Source organism: Pseudomonas nitroreducens (genome assembly GCF_024170165.1).
GTDB lineage: Bacteria > Pseudomonadota > Gammaproteobacteria > Pseudomonadales > Pseudomonadaceae > Pseudomonas > Pseudomonas nitroreducens_C.
The window spans coordinates 885,761-901,754 of sequence record NZ_JALJXP010000001.1 but is presented as its reverse complement, the minus strand read 5'-3'; the positions used below and the strand labels follow the sequence as shown (position 1 = coordinate 901,754).

Here is a 15,994-nt window from a genome sequence, read left to right as displayed (position 1 = left end):
CCTCACATCAGCCCAGGCGCAGGCGGCTCGCGCCCACCAGCCAGCCATAGATCACGTAGAGCACCAGGGTGGCGAACAGCAGCAGGCCGCCCAGGGCCGTGGCCATACCCCAGTTGATGGTGGTGTTGGTATAGAAGGCGACGAAGTAGCTGACCATCTGGTCGTTCGGGCTGCCCAGCAGCGCCGGGGTGATGTAGTAGCCGATCGACAGGATGAACACCAGCAGGCAGCCCGCGCCGACGCCGGCCACGGTCTGCGGGAAATAGACCTTCCAGAAGCTCGAGAACGGATGACAGCCCAGCGAGATCGCGGCACGCATGTAGCTGGGGGAAATCCCCTTCATCACGCTGTAGATCGGCAGGATCATGAACGGCAGCATGATGTGGACCATGGAGATGTACACGCCGGTGCGGTTGAACACCAGCTGCAGCGGCTGGTCGATCAGGCCCATCTTCAGCAGCGCGCCGTTGATCAGGCCGCCCGACTGCAACAGCACGATCCACGCGGCGACGCGCACCAGGATCGAGGTCCAGAACGGCAGCAGCACCATGATCATCAGCAGGTTGGACTTGCGGGTCGGCAGAATCGCCAGCAGGTAGGCCAGCGGGTAGGCCAGCGCCAGGCAGATCAGGGTGATCACCGCGCCCATCCAGAAGGTGCGGGCGAAGATGTCCAGGTAGATCGACTGGTCGGGCGTGGCGCGGGCGATTTCGCCCAGGTCATCGATGCGGTGATCGAGCGCCGCCAGCAGGTAATACGGCGTGACAGAGCTGGCGTTGCGACGGATCGCCTGCCAGTAGGCCGGGTCGCCCCAGCGCTCGTCGAGGCCTTCCATTGCGTCCTTGTACGACGCCGGCTGCTCCTTGAACGGCAGCGCGCGGGCGGTCTTGGACAGCAGGCTGCGGTAGCCCGCCAGCTCCATGTTCAGGCGCTTGGACAGGTCACCGATGGTCTGGTTCTTGCGCGCGGCGACCAGGTCGTCGCTCAGCGCCTTGTACACCGCATCCGAAGGCAGCGACTTGCCGTCCCATTCGGAAATGGCGTTGACGGTCAGCGGCAGCGCACCGACGACCTCGGGGTTGTTCACGCTCTTGTAGAGCAGTGCCGCGATGGGCACGAGGAAGGTCAGCAGGAGGAAGACCAGCAGGGGCAGGACCAGCGCCTGCGACTTCAGGCGGTTCATCCGCTCCGCGCGCGCCAGGCGCTGCTTGAGGGTGGGGCCGGCGACCTCGTTCATCGACACAGCGGTGGCCATAGCGAACTCCGGTAAAACGGGCCGCCCGAAAGCGGCCAAGGTGTGGTGTCAGGAGGAGCCGTCGCGAGGGGGAGCGGCGGCTCCGGTCCGCCACGGTCCGGGCGGCCGTGGCGGTGGTATGGGCTTGCTTACTTGGCGGCCCAGGCGTTGAAGCGCTGTTCCAGCTGCTCGCCGTAGTCAGCCCAGAAGGTCACGTCCATGCCCACCTGGCCCTGCATGTTTTCCGGGGTGGTCGGCATGTCCTTCAGCAGCTCCTTGCTCAGCAGCGGTACGGCGTTCTTGTTGACCGGGCCGTAGGCGATGTTCTCGGAGTAGGTCTTCTGCTGCTCGGGTTGAACCGAGAAGGCGATGAACTTGAGGCTCTCGTCGACCTTCTTGGCGCCCTTCGGGATGGCCCAGGCGTCGAAGTCGTAGATGCCGCCGTTCCAGACGATCTTCAGGTTGCTCTCTTTCTGCACGGCAGCGATGCGGCCGTTGTAGGCGGAGCTCATGACCACGTCACCGGAGGCGAGGTACTGCGGCGGCTGGGCGCCGGCTTCCCACCACTGGATGTTGGGCTTGATCTGGTCGAGCTTCTTGAAGGCGCGGTCCTGGCCCTCTTTGGTCGCCAGCACCTTGTAGACGTCCTTGGGCGCAACGCCGTCGGCCATCAGGGCGAATTCCAGGGTGTACTTGGCGCCCTTGCGCAGGCCGCGCTTGCCCGGGAATTTGCTGGTGTCCCAGAAGTCGGCCCAGCTGGTCGGTGCGGTCTTCAGCTTGTCGGCGTTGTAGGCCAGCACGGTGGACCAGACGAAGAAGCCCACGCCGCAGTTGCTGACGGCGCCCGGTACGTAGTCTTCGGCCTTGCCGAGGATGGCCGGGTCGATGGTTTCGAACAGGCCTTCATCACAGCCACGGGCCAGTTCCGGCGACTCGACTTCCACCAGGTCCCAGGAGACGCTGTTGGTGTCGACCATGGCCTTCACCTTGGCCATCTCGCCGTTGTACTCGCCGGCGACGATCTTGTTGCCGGTGCTCTTCTCGTAAGGGCCGTAGAACGCCTTCACCTGGGCGTTCTTGTTGGCGCCGCCGAAGGACACCACGGTCAGGTCGGTAGCGGCCATGGACTGGGCCGCGAAGGCCACGCCCAGAGTCAGCGCTGCGAGTTTGAGCCCCGATGCTTTCAAGGACTTCGACATTATTGTTGTCTCCACAGTGTGCAGGTTTGTTTTTCTTGGATGCGTCCGGGAGTGGCCGGGCCGCGCTGTTACGCCGCGGACAGCGGGTCGAGCGCGCGGACGTGCTCGACTTCCCAGCCCAGCGGTACCACGTCACCGACACTGAGCGCAGGATCGAGCTCGGCGATCGGCTGTTTGACGAAGAAATCGGTACGGCCGCAGACCTCCAGGCGAATGCGCACGTGGTCACCCAGGTAGATGAACTCGGCAACGCGGCCGGAGAAGCGGTTCGCGCAGTTTTCGCTGTGGCCGTTCAGGCGCACGCGCTCGGGGCGGATCGACAGGCTGACGGTATCGCCGACGTTGCCGACGTTGACTGCCAGCGCCTCGACCTTCTCGCCACGGGCCAGGCCCACGGTGCAGCGCTCGCCATCGCGGGCCTGGAGCTGGCCGGCGATGCGGTTGTTCTCGCCGATGAAGTTGGCGACGAAGGAGTTGCGCGGGTGTTCGTAGAGTTCCGCCGGCGGGGCGATCTGCTGGATCTCGCCCTGGTGGAATACCGCCACGCGGTCGGACATGGTCAGGGCTTCGCCCTGGTCGTGGGTCACGTAGACCACGGTCACGCCCAGGCGCTGGTGGATGTGCTTGATCTCCATCTGCATGTGCTCGCGCAGCTGCTTGTCGAGCGCACCCAGGGGTTCGTCCATCAGCACCAGCTGCGGCTCGAAGACCAGCGCACGGGCCAGGGCCACACGCTGCTGCTGGCCACCGGAGAGCTGGGCGGGGTAGCGACCGGCAAAGGTGTCGAGCTGGACCATGGACAGTGCGCGCTTCACCCGCTCGCTCACGTCGGTCTTGCTCATGCCGCGCACGGAGAGCGGGAAGGCCAGGTTCTCGGCCACCGTCATGTGCGGGAACAGCGCATAGTTCTGGAACACCATGCCGATGTCGCGCTTGTGCGGGGGGACGTTGTTGATGGCGCGGCCGGCGAGCTGGATTTCACCGGCGGTAGGAGTTTCGAAACCGGCCAGCATCATCAGGCTGGTGGTCTTGCCGGAACCGGAAGGCCCCAGCAGCGTCAGGAATTCGCCTTTGCGAATGTCCAGATTGAGGTCCTTCACGATGAGGGATTCGCCGTCGTAGCTCTTCTGCACGCCACGGAAACTCACCAGCACATCGTTTGCCTGATTCTCGGCCATCACCGCACCTTTGTTTTTTTGTTAATGCCGTTGATCTCAAGCCTAGAGAAGCTGGACCGGCGCGCAAATCGGGCGGTATGAGAGATTGCTATAAGGCTTAGAGAGGATGCTTTGTAGGGCGCGCCCTACAAAAGGTGGCGATTTGAGATGTCAGGCCCGCCGCCGCGCAGCGGGCCCGGAAAATCGCCTCAGCGCTTGGCCCAGGCCTGGAAACGCTGCTCCAGCGCGTCGCCATGCTCGGCCCAGAACGCCACGTTCATGCCCACGGCATTGGCGATGTTCTGGGGTGCGGTAGGCAGGTTGGCGGCCACGTCCGGCGCCAGCAGTTCCACGGCCTTGCGGTTGGTCGGGCCGTAGGAAATGTTCTCGGCGAAGGCCTTCTGCTGCTGCGGCTGGCCGGCGAAGTTGACGAACTGTTCGGCCAGCTCCTTCTTGAACACGCCCGAGGGCAATGCCCAGAAATCGAAGTCGTAGATGCCGCCGGCCCAGACCATGCGGAAGCCCTTCTGCTCGGCCTGCGCGGCGGCGATCCGACCGTTGTAGGCGGAGCTCATCACCACGGTGCCGTCGGCGAGGTCACGCACCGGGTCCTGGCCGGACTTCCACCAGTTGATGCTCGGCTTCAGCTCATCGAGCTTGCGGAAGGCGCGGTCGACGCCGTCATTGGTCGCAAGCACCTTGTAGACGTCCCTGGGCGCAACGCCATCGGCCATCAGGGCAAATTCCAGACTGTACTTGGCACCCCAGCGCAGGCCGCGCTTGCCGGGGAATTTCTTCGTGTCCCAGAAATCCGCCCAGCTGCTGGGCGTGCCCTGCAGCTTGCTCTGGTTGTAGGCCAGCAGCGTGGTCCAGACGAAGATGCCGACGCCGCACGGCTGTACCGCGCCGGGAACGAAGTCGGCGGTGTTGCCCAGGGTCTTGGGATCGAGCTTCATGAACAGCCCTTCCTCGCAGCCGCGCGCGAGCTCGGGGGCCTCGACCTCCACCACGTCCCAGGACACATGGCTGATTTCCACCATGCGCTTGAGCTTGGCCAGGTCGCCATTGTAGGAGCCGTGCACGACGGCGTTGCCGGTCACTTCCTTGAACGGCTTGTAGAAGGCCGCTTCCTGCGCCTGCTTGTTGGCGCCACCGAAGGAAATCACCGTGACGTAGTCCGCCAGCGCCGGCATCGCAGCGCTCCCCAGCAGGCCGAACAGCAGCCCTCCCCTTACCGCTCGCAACATCTTCTTCTCCTTGTTATCACGACGTACTGCATGAAGCCGGCCATCATTCCCTGCTCCACGCCCGCTAGATAGACGGTGTGTTACAGAAATCGGACACGTCGCACAGAGTGAAGGGAAAATTCAGCGAGCCCTCTGCCGCAGGTCAAGCCCGCGGCGCGGGTCGGTCAGACGAGCTTGTGCTCCATGGCGTAACGCACCAGATCCGCCACCGAGTTGGCGTTGAGTTTCTGCATCAGCCGCGCCTTGTGGGTGCTGATGGTCTTGCTGCTGACCGCCAGTTGCTGGGCGATCTCGTTGACGCCCTCGCCGTGCACCAGGCGTTCGAACACCGAGAACTCGCGCTCGGAAAGCAGCGCGTGGGGCGGGCGCGAATCCGTGAGGCCGACTTCGAAGACCATGCGGTCGGCAAGATCGGGGTCGATGTAGCGGCCGCCGCTGGCGACCTTGCGGATCGCCGTGAGCAGCAGCGCCGGATCGCTGTCCTTGGTGGCATAGCCGGCGGCGCCGACCTTCAGCGCACGGGCGACCATCTGCACCTCGTCGTGCATCGACAGCATGAGGATCGCTGGCGGGTTGTTCAGCGCGCGGATCCGCGGGATGGCCTCCAGGCCGTTGACGCCGGGCATGGAGATGTCCAGCAGGACCACTTCGCAGGGCGTCTGGCGCAGGGTGTCGAGCAACTGCTCGCCGTTGGTTGCCTCGCCGACCACCTGCAGGTCCTTGGCCATGCCGATCAGCTGCTTGATGCCCTCGCGCACGATCGTATGGTCTTCCGCCACCAGCACTCGAATCACCGCCTCTCCTCCCGTTCCACGCTTGTCATTGTCGTTATGGTTTCCGTCCGGTCACGCGCTTCGGGACCGCAATGGCACACGGATCCACAGCGTGGTGCCCTCTCCGGGCTGGCTGTCGATCTGCAGGGTGCCGCCGAACATCAGCACTCGCTCGCGCATGCCGACCAGGCCGAAGGACACGCCCTGGCGTGTGGCGAGCGGATCGAAGCCCACGCCGTCATCGGCGATGCGCAGGCACAGCTCGCGCCCTTCGACGCTCAGCTGCAATTCCACAGTATGCGCCTGGGCATGCCGCATGACATTGGTCAGCGCCTCCTGGAGGATACGGAACAGCCCGATGGCCTTGGCGTCGGAGAGCTCCGGCGGGTTCTCCGGCACCTGCACCAGGCAGGGAATCTGCGTGCGTGATTCGAAGCGCCGCGCCTGCCACTCCAGCGCCGAACCGATGCCGGCATCGAGGATCGGCGGGCGCAGCGCAGTGGCCACGTCGCGCACCAGCTGGAACAGCTGGGCGATCAGGCGCTTCATGTTGTCCAGACGCTCGCGCAGGCCACTGTCCAGCTCGGCATAGGCCAGTTCGCACATGGAGGTTTCCAGCTTGAGCACGGTGAGCACCTGGCCCAGTTCATCGTGCACTTCGCGGGCGATGCGCGCCTTCTCCTCCTCCCGCACGCTCTCCAGGTGTGCCGACAGCTCGCGCAGTTGCGCACGGGAATCCTGCAGCTCCAGCTCGATCTGCTTGTGTTCGGTGATGTCCCAGACCACGCCGTCCCAGGCCGGGCGACCGTCGTCCAGGGTCCGCACCGTGGCCTTGATATCGACCCAGCGCGGCTCGTGGCTACGGGTGAGGATGCGCCCCTGCCACAGCCAGTTGCGATGGCCTTCCACCGCATCCAGCTGGCTGGCCAGGTAACTTTCGCGCTCGGATGGATGCACCAGGCCCATGATGCCCAGGCCGCTCTCGCGCAGGTAACCGGGCGAGTAGCCCAACGAGGTTTCGCTGCCACCGGTGATGAAGCTGATGTAGGCGAAATCGGAGTCGTCGTCCGGCGCGTTGGGCTCCAGGCGGAACACCAGTCCCGGCACGTTGGCGGCGATGCCCTGCAGGCGCGCTTCGCTTTCTTCCAGCGCGGCGCGGGCGCGACGACGCTCGGTGACGTCGTTGAGGAACACCAGCAGGTATTCCGAATCGCCGAAGCGCAGGAAGCTCAGCGAAACGTCCGCCGGCAGCCACTGACCGTCGGCGCGCAGGCAGCGGGTCTCGAAGCTCAGCGGCGCCTCGTCGGCATTGCGCGCGCGGCGCCAGAGGTTGAGCCAGCGGTCCATGTTCAGCGTCGGTTCGAAGTCAGACAGCGGCCGGTCCACCACGGCACCCGGCAGGTAGCCGAGCATCTCCTCGGCCGCGCGGTTGGCGTAGCGCACGTGGCTGTCCCAGTTGACCCAGAGGATGCCGACCGTGCTGCTGTCGATGGCGAACTGGGTCAGGCGCAAGGCCTGCTCCGCCGCCTGGCGCAATTCGATATCACGACGCGCGGCGAGCAGACGCGACTCCAGCGCGCGGTGCTGGCGGCGCAGCAGTAGCAGCGCAGCGACCGCAAACAGCAACAGCAGGCCGAGCAGGATGCAGAGGTTCTGCCAGAAGCCGGGAGACGAACCCAGGCGCGGGTAGGTCGGTTGCAGCCAGCGCTCGTGGAGCTGGTCGAGGTCCTTGGCCGGTACCGCGCGCAATGCCGCATCGATGATGCCCGCCAGCTCCGGCAGGCCACGGCGGGTTGCCACGCGCAGCAGTTGCGGATAGCCGATGTCGGCCACCACCAGCAGGCCGGTGAATTCGGTTTCGCGGGTCAGGCGCGCCAGTTGCGCCTCGTCGATCACTGCATAGTTGGCTTCGCGGCCGAGCACCTTGCGCAGCACTTCGCGGTCGCTGTCGACGATTTGCAGGGTCAGCCCCGAGTAGGTGCCGCGCAGGTAGTCCACCACCGGGCCGGGGCCGCGCACGGAGACGGATTCGCCATCACCAAGGGTGTCCAGCTCCACCGAGGTGCCGCTGCGGCGATCGCCCACGACCAGGCGCGGCACGCGCAGGTAAGGGTCGGAGAACAGCCAGTCGCGCAGGGTTGCCGGTGTCTGGCTGACACCGGGCGCGAGATCGATTTCCCCGGCGCGCACTGCCTTCTCCAGTGCCGCCTGATCCGGATAGGTGCGCCACTCCAGGCTCACGTGCAGGGCCTTGGCCAGCCACTCCAGCAGCTCGACGTTGGCCCCGGATAGCTGCTGCAGGCGGCGATCCTGCTGGACATAAGGCGCTTCGAGCACGGCGCCAACACGTAGCTGCGGATGCTCGGCAAGCCAGGCCAGTTGCGCTTGATCCAGGGTCAGGGGGGGCGCAGCGGTTTCCGCCACGGCCAGCAACGGCAGGCAGCAGAGCCAGGCCAGGCAGGCTTTCCAGAACAGACGTCTCATGCCGACAGCACCATGGATTTCACTCGGGTCAAAGCAAATGGCCGGCATACCTTACAGCAACCCCGGTTGAACCCGGCACGCCTGCGCCTGACAAAGCTAATACAAGCCGCTAGGCTGGCCGCTCTCGCGCCCCGCCGCGTGCTGCCCGCCAGACAGGGATATCTTCGATGCCGCACTTGCCTCGCCCGACGTTTCTCGCCCTCAGCCTGTGCCTCGGCCTTGCGCCGCTGGGCGCCAGTCGGGCCGAAGACGCCAAGCCCGCCGCCGGAACGCCGGCTGCCGCGCCAGTGGTGCGCCCGGCAGTGAGCGAGCGCAGCCAGGACGAAGCCAGCGGCCTGGTGCGCCAGTTGCCCGAAAGCGAGCGCCAGGAACTCAAGGCCGGCGACGAAACCTTCCTCGCCCTCTGGCTGCCGGCCAATGCTGCCGAGGCAACGGGCGCGGTGATCCTGATTCCCGGCGATGGCGAAAGCGCCGACTGGCCGGTGGCGATTGGCCCGCTGCGGCGCAAGCTGCCCGATGCCGGCTGGCAGACCCTGGCTGTCACCCTGCCGGACCCGCAAAGCACCGCGCCGATCCCGCGTCCGAAGGAAGCGCCGGACAAGGCCAGCGCCGACACCGATGCCACTGCCACCGACAGCGCCAGCAAACCCGAAGTGAAGGGCAGCGCAGGCAGCGCCACGCCGACACCGGAAAGCACCGGCGAAGCCGGCAGCGCCGAGCCGGCCCAGGCCAGCGCCGAAGCCCCACCGCCCCCCACCGACCCGGTCGAGCTGCGCAAAGCCCACGCCGAGCGCGTACTGGCGCGCATCCAGGCGGCCGTCGAACTGGCCCAGCAGCACCACCCGAAAACCATCGTCCTGCTTGGCCACGGCACCGGCGCCTACTGGGCGACCCGCTACCTGGGCGAACGCACGCCAGCCGAGGTCAAGAACCTGCTGCTGGTGGCGCCGGAGATGCCGCGCGATTTCAAGCCGTCGCTGGACGAGACCGTGCCGCTGCTGAACCTCGCCACCGGCGACTTCTATTACAAGGACAAGGCGCCTGACGTAGCGGCCGCGAAGCTGCGGCTGCAGGCCAGCAAACGGCAGAAGGCACCGAACTACGTGCAGATCGGCATGAATGCCCTGCCCGCCGACCTGGGCACCGAGCAGGACCAGCTCTACCGGCGCATCCGCGGCTGGCTGTCGATGCACCTGGAGCCGATCGAGCAGCCCTGAGGGCCGCCCGGCTCAGCGAAAACCGCGGCGCTGGCGCACCAGCAGGTAGGCATCCTGGATTTCGCGGGTCTTGTTGGTCGCCGCGGCGATCCGCTCAGGACTCGCGCCCATGCCTTCGAGCTTGTCCGGATGGTTCTGGCTGATCAGCTTGCGGTAGGCGCGTTTGATCTCCTCCGGCTCGCTCTCCGGCGTCACGCCCAACAGTCGAAGCGCTGCGGTGTAGGACTCGCGCGCAGTGGCCGGCGCCCTGGGCGGTTCGGCAGCCGCCGACAACGCCAGGACCCTGGCGCGGGCAAGCCCCAGCGAATCACCCCACTGCAGCAGCAGGTTCTTCTGCGCAGCGTTCGGTACGCCGCCGGCCCAGGCCATGCGCCAGCAGGCCTGGATCAAGCCCTCGGCCGTGGCTTCCTGGCCGTGGCGCTGGCGCAGGCCGGCGTCCAGCGACTCACCGCCGAGCTTGCCGCGACCGAAGGCATCGATGGCCTGCCGACGAGCCTTGTCGTCCAGTTGCAGACGCTGCATTTCGGCCCGCGCCTGCTGGATATGCGCATCGACCACACGACCGCGACTCTTGGCCAGCCGGCCCAGCAACAGGAAGAGCAACTCCTGGTCGCCCACCCGCGGCCCGCCGCGCAACTGATCGAACAGCCCCGTCCAGGTGCGCTGCTTCAGGCGCCGGTCGAGCACCTGGCCCAGCAACGCACCGAGCATGGCGCCCGGAATGCTTGCCAATGCCCAGCCGGCGATGACGCCCACCAAGGTCCCCGGCCAGAACACCTCAGCCCTCCGCCAGCTGGCGTTCGACTTCCGCCAGGCGCTCGTGGGTGCCGACATCGATCCAGCGCCCGCGATGATGGACGCCGCTCACCCGGCCGGCTTCCATGGCCTGGCGCAGCAGCGGCGCCAACTTGAAGGCGCCGGGTTCGCAACCCTCGAACAGTTCGGGCCGGAGGATGGCGATGCCACTGTAGGTCAGGCTCGGCTGGCCTTCGCGGTAATCGCTGACGCGGCCTTCACTCAGGCAGAAATCACCACGAGCGTGGTGGCCGGGGTTGTCTACCAGCACCAGGTGAGCCAGGTCGTCTTCGGCCAGCGCGCCGCGCAGGCTCGCATAATCGAAGTCGGTCCAGATGTCGCCATTGGCGATGACGAAGGCATCGCCGCCCAGCAACGGCAACGCCTTGAAGATTCCGCCACCGGTTTCCAGCGGCTCGCCTTCGGGCGAGTAGCGGAGGTTCACACCCAAGGCCGAGCCATCGCCCAGGTGATCCTCGATCTGCTGGCCGAGCCAGGCGTGGTTGATCACCAATTGAGCGAACCCGGCCCGGCGCAGCGCCTGCAGCTGGTATTCGATCAGCGGCACACCACCGGCGCGCACCAGCGGCTTGGGCGTGTGCAGGGTCAGCGGGCGCAGGCGTTCTCCCTTGCCCGCAGCGAGGATCATGGCCTTCATGCGGGATGCGTCTCGTCGTTGGGCAGGCTGGCCAGCAACGCCGCGAGGTCGGCCAGCTCTGGCCGGCGCGCGATGACGCTTTCCAGGTAACGGAAGAACCGCGGCACGTCGCCCAGGTAGCGCGGCTTGCCGTCGCGGTGGCAGATCCGTGCAAAGATGCCGATCACCTTCAGGTGGCGCTGGGCGCCCATCAGGTCGCTGGCGCGGAAGAAGCTCTCGAAGCTGTCCGGCAGCGCGATGCCCGCCGCCTGGGCCTTGCGCCAGTAGCGCGACAGGCCGTCGTGCACACGCGGCTCAGGCCAGCTGAGGAAGGCATCCTTATATAGGCAGGTCACGTCGTAGGTCACCGGACCGTAGACCGCGTCCTGGAAGTCCAGGATGCCGGGGTTCGGCTCGCTGAGCATCAGGTTGCGCGGCATGTAGTCGCGGTGCACGAACACGCGCGGCTGCTCCAGGGCACTCTGCACCAGCAGGTCGCAGGTGCGTTCCCAGCGGGCGAGCTGCTCGCCTTCCAGGGTTACCCCGAGGTGGCGTTGCAGGTACCAGTCGGGGAACAGCTGCAGTTCGCGGCGCAGCAGGGCCTCGTCATAGGCCGGCAGGCGCTCGGCTACATCCACCTGTTGGAACGCCACCAGGGCGTCGAGGGCATCCTCGAACAGCTCCTCGGCGTTCTGCGCGGTGAGCACGTCCAGGTAGGTCTGGCGTCCCAGGTCATCGAGCAGCAGGAACCCCTGCTCGACCTCTTCGGCCAGAATCTTCGGAACATGCACACCGGCTTCGGCCAGCAGACCGGCGACCTTGATGAAGGGCCGGACGTTCTCCTGGGGGGGCGGAGCGTCCATCACGATCAGGCTGCGACCCTCGCCCTGCCAGCGGAAATAGCGGCGGAAACTGGCGTCACTGCTGGCCGCAGTGAGGCTGGCCTCGGGCACCGGGCCCCAGCCCTGCGCGTTGAACACTGCGGGCAAACTCAAGTCCAACCAGCCGATCATCTGCTGGTAACGGGTATCCTGTGACATCTTTATGGGTTCTCCACGGCCCTAGCCGTTGCGCGGGTCATGCTTTATTATCCAGCATCTTTTTGAGCCCATCGAGAGGCGTGCGGTCCGCTTTGGGCCGATGGCTCGCAGGAAGCCCGGATTAACAAGATGGCAGTGAATTTCCCCGTGTTCCGTAGAAAATTCCCCTTACTGGTGACCGGTGGCCTGCTGGCTATCCAGCCGCTCGCCTCTGTGACCGCGGCACCCGGTGAGCAGTTCGCCTGCCAGCCCTCCGCGTCCGGCGCCTGGGACTGCTCCTCGCAGAACAGCGCCAGCAGCGTACCGCGTCCGCAGCATGGCGCCACCTCGGTCAGCGCCGGCGGCGCCGCCGCGGCCAGCAGCTCGAAGTCCTCGGGCAGTTCGAGCAGCGCCGGTGAAGAGCCCAAGCAGCTGGTCACCGAGTCCGGCGGCCGTGGCCTGAAGTCGCGCAGCAGCGACTACAGCCACCTCGACTGGATCCCGCGCGACAAGCTCACCGCCGCCCAGCAGGCGGAGATCGGGCCGTACTGCGGCGGAGAATACGTCGAACCGGTCCGCCCGGGCATGAACGACAAGACGCCGAACGACGAGGCCCCGACCTACGTTTCGGCGAAGGTGTCGCGCTACGAGCAGGAAAAACAGATCGCCACCCTCGCGGGTAACGTGGTCCTGCGCCAGGGCAGCATGCAGGTGGAGGCCGACGAGGCCAACCTGCACCAGGCCGAGAACCGTGGCGAGCTGGTCGGCAACGTCAAGCTGCGCGACAACGGCGCCCTGATCGTCGGCGACCACGCCGAGCTGCAACTGGACAACGGCGCGGCGAAGATCGACAACGCCGAGTACGTCATGCACCAGGCGCAGATCCGCGGCAGCGCGCTGTACGCCAAGCGCCAGGAAGACGCGATCATCCAGCTCAAGGACGGCACCTACACCCGCTGCGAACCGGGCAGCAACGCCTGGGTCGTCAAGGGCAACAACATCAAGCTGAACCCGGCCACCGGTTTCGGTACCGCGACCAACGCGACCCTGCGGGTGAAGGACATTCCGGTCTTCTACACCCCGTACATCTATTTCCCGATCGACAACCGTCGTCAGTCCGGCTTCCTGGCGCCTTCCTTCGCCAGCTCGACCGATACCGGTTTCACGCTGACCACGCCGTACTACTTCAACCTGGCGCCCAACTACGACGCCACGTTGTACCCGCACTACATGGTCAAGCGCGGTCTGTTGATGGAAGGTGAGTTCCGCTACCTGACCCACAGCAGTGAAGGCCAGGTCAACGCCGCCTACCTGAACGACAAGAATGACGACCGCAAGGACTTCCCCCAGTACACCGACACCCGTTGGCTGTATGGCTGGAAAAACGTCAGCGGCCTCGATTCCCGCGTCATGGCGCAGGTGGACTACACCCGCATCAGCGATCCGTACTATTTCCAGGACCTGGACACCTCGCTGGGCATCGGCTCGCCGACCTACGTCAACCAGCAGGGCAGCCTGACCTATCGCGGCGACAGCTATACCGCCCGCCTGAACGCCCAGTCCTACCAGCTGGCGACCGTGACCGACGTCACCCCGTACGATCGCCTGCCGCAGCTCACCCTGGACGGCAAGCTGCCGTTCAATCCGGGCGGCCTGAACTTCACCTACAGCACCGAAGCCGTGCGCTTTGATCGCGACCTGGACGATGGTTTCTATCGTTTGAACGAAGACGATCCGACCCTCTACCCGCGTCCGGACAACAACATCCAAGGCCTTGCACGAGCCACTGGCGACCGCTTCCACGCAGAGCCGGGTATCAGCCTGCCGATGAACCGCAGCTGGGGCTTCATGACCCCGACCGTCAAGGCGCTGTACACCAAGTACGACCTCGACCTGGACAGCCAGGGCAAGGCCACCCTGCCGTCGTATATCAACTACGACAGCAGCCCTGACCGCTCTCTGGGCCTGGCCAAGCTGGACAGCGGCCTGTACTTCGACCGCGATACCACTTTCGCCGGCACCAAGTTCCGCCAGACCCTGGAGCCGCGCGCGATGTACCTGTACGTCCCGTACAAGGACCAGGACAACCTGCCGACCTTCGACACCGGCGAGTTCACCTTCAGCTACGACTCGCTGTGGCGGGAAAACCGCTTTACCGGCCGTGACCGCATCGGCGACGCCAACCAGCTGTCCCTCGGCCTCGGCTCGCGCTTCATCGAGGACGATGGTTTCGAGCGCGCCTACATCGCCGCCGGCCAGATCTACTACTTCAGCGACCGCCGCGTACAGCTGCCGGGCCTGACCGAAGACGACCTGCGTGCCAGCGGCGCGAAGAACCCGGACGCCGATACCTGGCGCTCGCCGTACGCGCTCACTGGTATCTACCGCTTCGACCATGACTGGTACGCCAGCTCCGACTTCAACTGGAACCCGAACACGAACCACACCGACAACGGCAACCTGATGTTCCACTATCAGCCCGAAGCCGATCCGCGCAAGGTTCTGAACGCCGGCTACCGCTACCGTGCGGACAGCAAGCGCTTCAACCCGAACACCGGGCAGTTCGAGTACGGCAGCGACGAGTACAAGATCGAACAGCATGATTTCTCGTTCATCTGGCCGGTTCTACCGCAGTGGGCCGCCATCGGCCGCTGGCAGTTCGACTACAACCAGAGCCGCACGCTGGAAGCCTTCGGTGGCTTCGAGTACGACAGCTGCTGCTGGAAACTGCGCCTGATCAACCGTTACTGGGTCGACTACGACGACGAGGAGTACGTGACCTCGACGTCCAAGGCTGACCGCGGTGTATTCCTTCAAATCATCTTGAAAGGCCTTGGCGGCGTGGTTGGCAACCAGGTGGAAGGCTTCCTCGACCAAGGTATCCAGGGTTATCGTCACCGTGAAGACAATGCTATGTAAGGCCCTGCGCCCGCTGATGCTGGGCGCGCTGTTGGCAAGTTCCGTCGTGCACGCCGAAGTGGTTCCGCTGGATCGCGTCGTCGCCATCGTCGATAACGACGTGGTGATGCAGAGCCAGCTCGACCAGCGCCTGCGTGAAGTCCGTACAACCATCCAGAAGCGCGGCGCGCCGCTGCCGCCCGAGCACGTGCTGACCCAGCAGGTGCTTGAGCGCCTGATCATCGAGAACATCCAGCTGCAGATCGGCGACCGCTCCGGCGTACGCATCACCGACGAAGAGCTGAACCAGGCCATGGGCACCATCGCCCAGCGCAACAACATGAGCCTGGACCAGTTCCGCGCAGCCCTGTCCCACGACGGCCTGTCCTACGACGAAGCCCGTGAGCAGGTGCGCCGCGAGATGGTCATCAGCCGTGTGCGCCAGCGCCGTGTGGCCGAGCGCATCCAGGTCAGCGAGCAGGAAGTGCAGAACTTCCTCGCCTCCGACCTCGGCAAGATCCAGCTCTCCGAAGAGTACCGCCTGGCCAACATCCTGATCCCGGTGCCCGACAGTGCCTCGCCGGAAACCGTGCAGGCCGCGGCCCGCCAGGCCCAGGAGATGTACCAGCAGCTCAAGCAGGGCGCGGACTTCGGCCAGTTGGCCGTATCCCGTTCCGCTGGCGACAATGCCCTGGAAGGCGGCGAGATCGGCTGGCGCAAGGCCGCCCAGCTGCCCTCCCCGTTTGACAGCATGGTCGGCAGCTTGGCCGTGGGCGACGTGACCGAGCCGGTCCGTACCCCGGGCGGCTTCATCATCATCAAGCTGGAAGAGAAGCGCGGCGGCAGCAAGATGCTGCGTGACGAAGTCCACGTCCGCCACATCCTGCTCAAGCCCAGCGAGATCCGCAGCGAAGAAGAGACCCAGCGTCTGGCCGAGAAGCTCTACGAGCGCATCCAGGCCGGCGAAAGCTTCAGCGATCTGGCGAAGAAGTTCTCCGAAGACCCGGGCTCCAAGCTCAACGGTGGCGACCTCAACTGGGTCGACCCGGAATCCCTGGTACCGGAATTCCGCGAGGTGATGAACAACGCGCCGCAAGGCCAGGTCACCAAGCCGTTCCGCTCGCCGTTCGGCTGGCACGTGCTGGAAGTCCTCGGCCGTCGCGCCACCGACAGCAGCGACAAGTTCCGCGAGCAACAAGCCGCCCAGACCCTCCGCGCACGCAAGTACGACGAGGAACTGCAGGCCTGGCTGCGCCAGATCCGCGACGAAGCCTACGTCGAGATCAAGCAGTAAGCCGCGCGAGTCGCTCAGAAAGAAACCCGGCCCAGGCCGG

Annotated in this window: 12 protein-coding genes; 3 read left to right on the top strand and 9 right to left on the bottom strand. The window is 65.7% G+C overall.

Annotation, left to right across the window (positions count from 1 at the left end; genetic code table 11):
• Nucleotides 1–7 precede the first annotated feature (7 nt).
• The 6 genes from J2T47_RS04095 to J2T47_RS04070 form a co-directional block, all read right to left on the bottom strand.
• Nucleotides 8–1,255, bottom strand: coding sequence for an ABC transporter permease (locus tag J2T47_RS04095; protein ID WP_253442610.1), 1,248 nt, complete (start codon nt 1,253–1,255; stop codon nt 8–10).
• Between the two features lie 128 nt (nt 1,256–1,383).
• Nucleotides 1,384–2,433 (bottom strand): ABC transporter substrate-binding protein, encoded by a 1,050-nt coding sequence (locus J2T47_RS04090; RefSeq protein ID WP_081520783.1) that lies wholly within the window; start codon nt 2,431–2,433, stop codon nt 1,384–1,386.
• Between the two features lie 68 nt (nt 2,434–2,501).
• Nucleotides 2,502–3,611, bottom strand: a complete 1,110-nt coding sequence (locus J2T47_RS04085) for an ABC transporter ATP-binding protein (RefSeq protein WP_253442608.1) — start codon at nt 3,609–3,611, stop codon at nt 2,502–2,504.
• Nucleotides 3,612–3,799: 188 nt separating this feature from the next.
• Nucleotides 3,800–4,837 carry an ABC transporter substrate-binding protein gene (locus J2T47_RS04080; protein WP_253442606.1) on the bottom strand — a complete coding sequence of 346 codons (1,038 nt, stop codon included), beginning with the start codon at nt 4,835–4,837 and terminating at the stop codon, nt 3,800–3,802.
• Nucleotides 4,838–5,001: 164 nt separating this feature from the next.
• Nucleotides 5,002–5,631, bottom strand: coding sequence for a response regulator (locus J2T47_RS04075; protein WP_253442604.1), 630 nt, complete (start codon nt 5,629–5,631; stop codon nt 5,002–5,004).
• 51 nt (nt 5,632–5,682) lie between these two features.
• A complete protein-coding gene (locus J2T47_RS04070; RefSeq protein ID WP_253442602.1) occupies nt 5,683–8,094 on the bottom strand; it encodes a PAS domain-containing sensor histidine kinase in 2,412 nt (803 codons plus the stop codon).
• Between the two features lie 167 nt (nt 8,095–8,261).
• On the opposite strand from J2T47_RS04070, the gene J2T47_RS04065 reads away from it, so the two are divergent.
• On the top strand, nt 8,262–9,311 hold the full coding sequence (locus J2T47_RS04065) for an alpha/beta hydrolase family protein (RefSeq protein WP_253442600.1): 1,050 nt from the start codon (nt 8,262–8,264) through the stop codon (nt 9,309–9,311).
• A gap of 12 nt (nt 9,312–9,323) precedes the next feature.
• Here J2T47_RS04065 and J2T47_RS04060 read toward each other — a convergent pair whose 3' ends face one another.
• Genes J2T47_RS04060 through J2T47_RS04050 form a run of 3 tightly spaced genes read right to left on the bottom strand, consistent with a single transcriptional unit; the run spans nt 9,324 to nt 11,783 of the window.
• Nucleotides 9,324–10,088, bottom strand: coding sequence for a DnaJ domain-containing protein (locus J2T47_RS04060; protein ID WP_253442598.1), 765 nt, complete (start codon nt 10,086–10,088; stop codon nt 9,324–9,326).
• 1 nt (nt 10,089) lies between these two features.
• Nucleotides 10,090–10,764: an N-acetylmuramate alpha-1-phosphate uridylyltransferase MurU gene (gene murU, locus J2T47_RS04055; RefSeq protein ID WP_253442596.1), complete on the bottom strand. Its 675-nt coding sequence runs from the start codon at nt 10,762–10,764 to the stop codon at nt 10,090–10,092.
• Complete coding sequence (locus J2T47_RS04050) at nt 10,761–11,783, bottom strand: aminoglycoside phosphotransferase family protein (protein WP_253442594.1); 1,023 nt, start codon at nt 11,781–11,783, stop codon at nt 10,761–10,763. Before J2T47_RS04050 ends, murU begins: the two co-directional genes overlap by 4 nt.
• Nucleotides 11,784–11,912: 129 nt before the next feature.
• Here J2T47_RS04050 and J2T47_RS04045 point away from each other — a divergent pair, with 129 nt between their 5' ends.
• Together J2T47_RS04045 and J2T47_RS04040 are read left to right on the top strand one after the other, a co-directional pair.
• Nucleotides 11,913–14,681: an LPS-assembly protein LptD gene (locus tag J2T47_RS04045; RefSeq protein ID WP_253442592.1), complete on the top strand. Its 2,769-nt coding sequence runs from the start codon at nt 11,913–11,915 to the stop codon at nt 14,679–14,681.
• Nucleotides 14,662–15,954, top strand: coding sequence for a peptidylprolyl isomerase (locus J2T47_RS04040; RefSeq protein WP_253442590.1), 1,293 nt, complete (start codon nt 14,662–14,664; stop codon nt 15,952–15,954). The genes J2T47_RS04045 and J2T47_RS04040 overlap by 20 nt, the downstream gene beginning before the upstream one ends.
• The last annotated feature ends 40 nt before the right edge of the window (nt 15,955–15,994 follow it).

Bases quoted from the DNA above. Each gene is read 5' to 3' on its own strand.
- J2T47_RS04045 (WP_253442592.1), top strand. From the start codon at position 11,913: ATGGCAGTGAATTTCCCCGTGTTCCGTAGAAAATTCCCCTTACTGGTG.
- J2T47_RS04050 (WP_253442594.1), bottom strand. From the start codon at position 11,783: ATGTCACAGGATACCCGTTACCAGCAGATGATCGGCTGGTTGGACTTG.
- J2T47_RS04090 (WP_081520783.1), bottom strand. From the start codon at position 2,433: ATGTCGAAGTCCTTGAAAGCATCGGGGCTCAAACTCGCAGCGCTGACT.
- murU (WP_253442596.1), bottom strand. From the start codon at position 10,764: ATGAAGGCCATGATCCTCGCTGCGGGCAAGGGAGAACGCCTGCGCCCG.
- J2T47_RS04080 (WP_253442606.1), bottom strand. From the start codon at position 4,837: ATGTTGCGAGCGGTAAGGGGAGGGCTGCTGTTCGGCCTGCTGGGGAGC.
- J2T47_RS04065 (WP_253442600.1), top strand. From the start codon at position 8,262: ATGCCGCACTTGCCTCGCCCGACGTTTCTCGCCCTCAGCCTGTGCCTC.
- J2T47_RS04095 (WP_253442610.1), bottom strand. From the start codon at position 1,255: ATGGCCACCGCTGTGTCGATGAACGAGGTCGCCGGCCCCACCCTCAAG.
- J2T47_RS04085 (WP_253442608.1), bottom strand. From the start codon at position 3,611: ATGGCCGAGAATCAGGCAAACGATGTGCTGGTGAGTTTCCGTGGCGTG.
- J2T47_RS04070 (WP_253442602.1), bottom strand. From the start codon at position 8,094: ATGAGACGTCTGTTCTGGAAAGCCTGCCTGGCCTGGCTCTGCTGCCTG.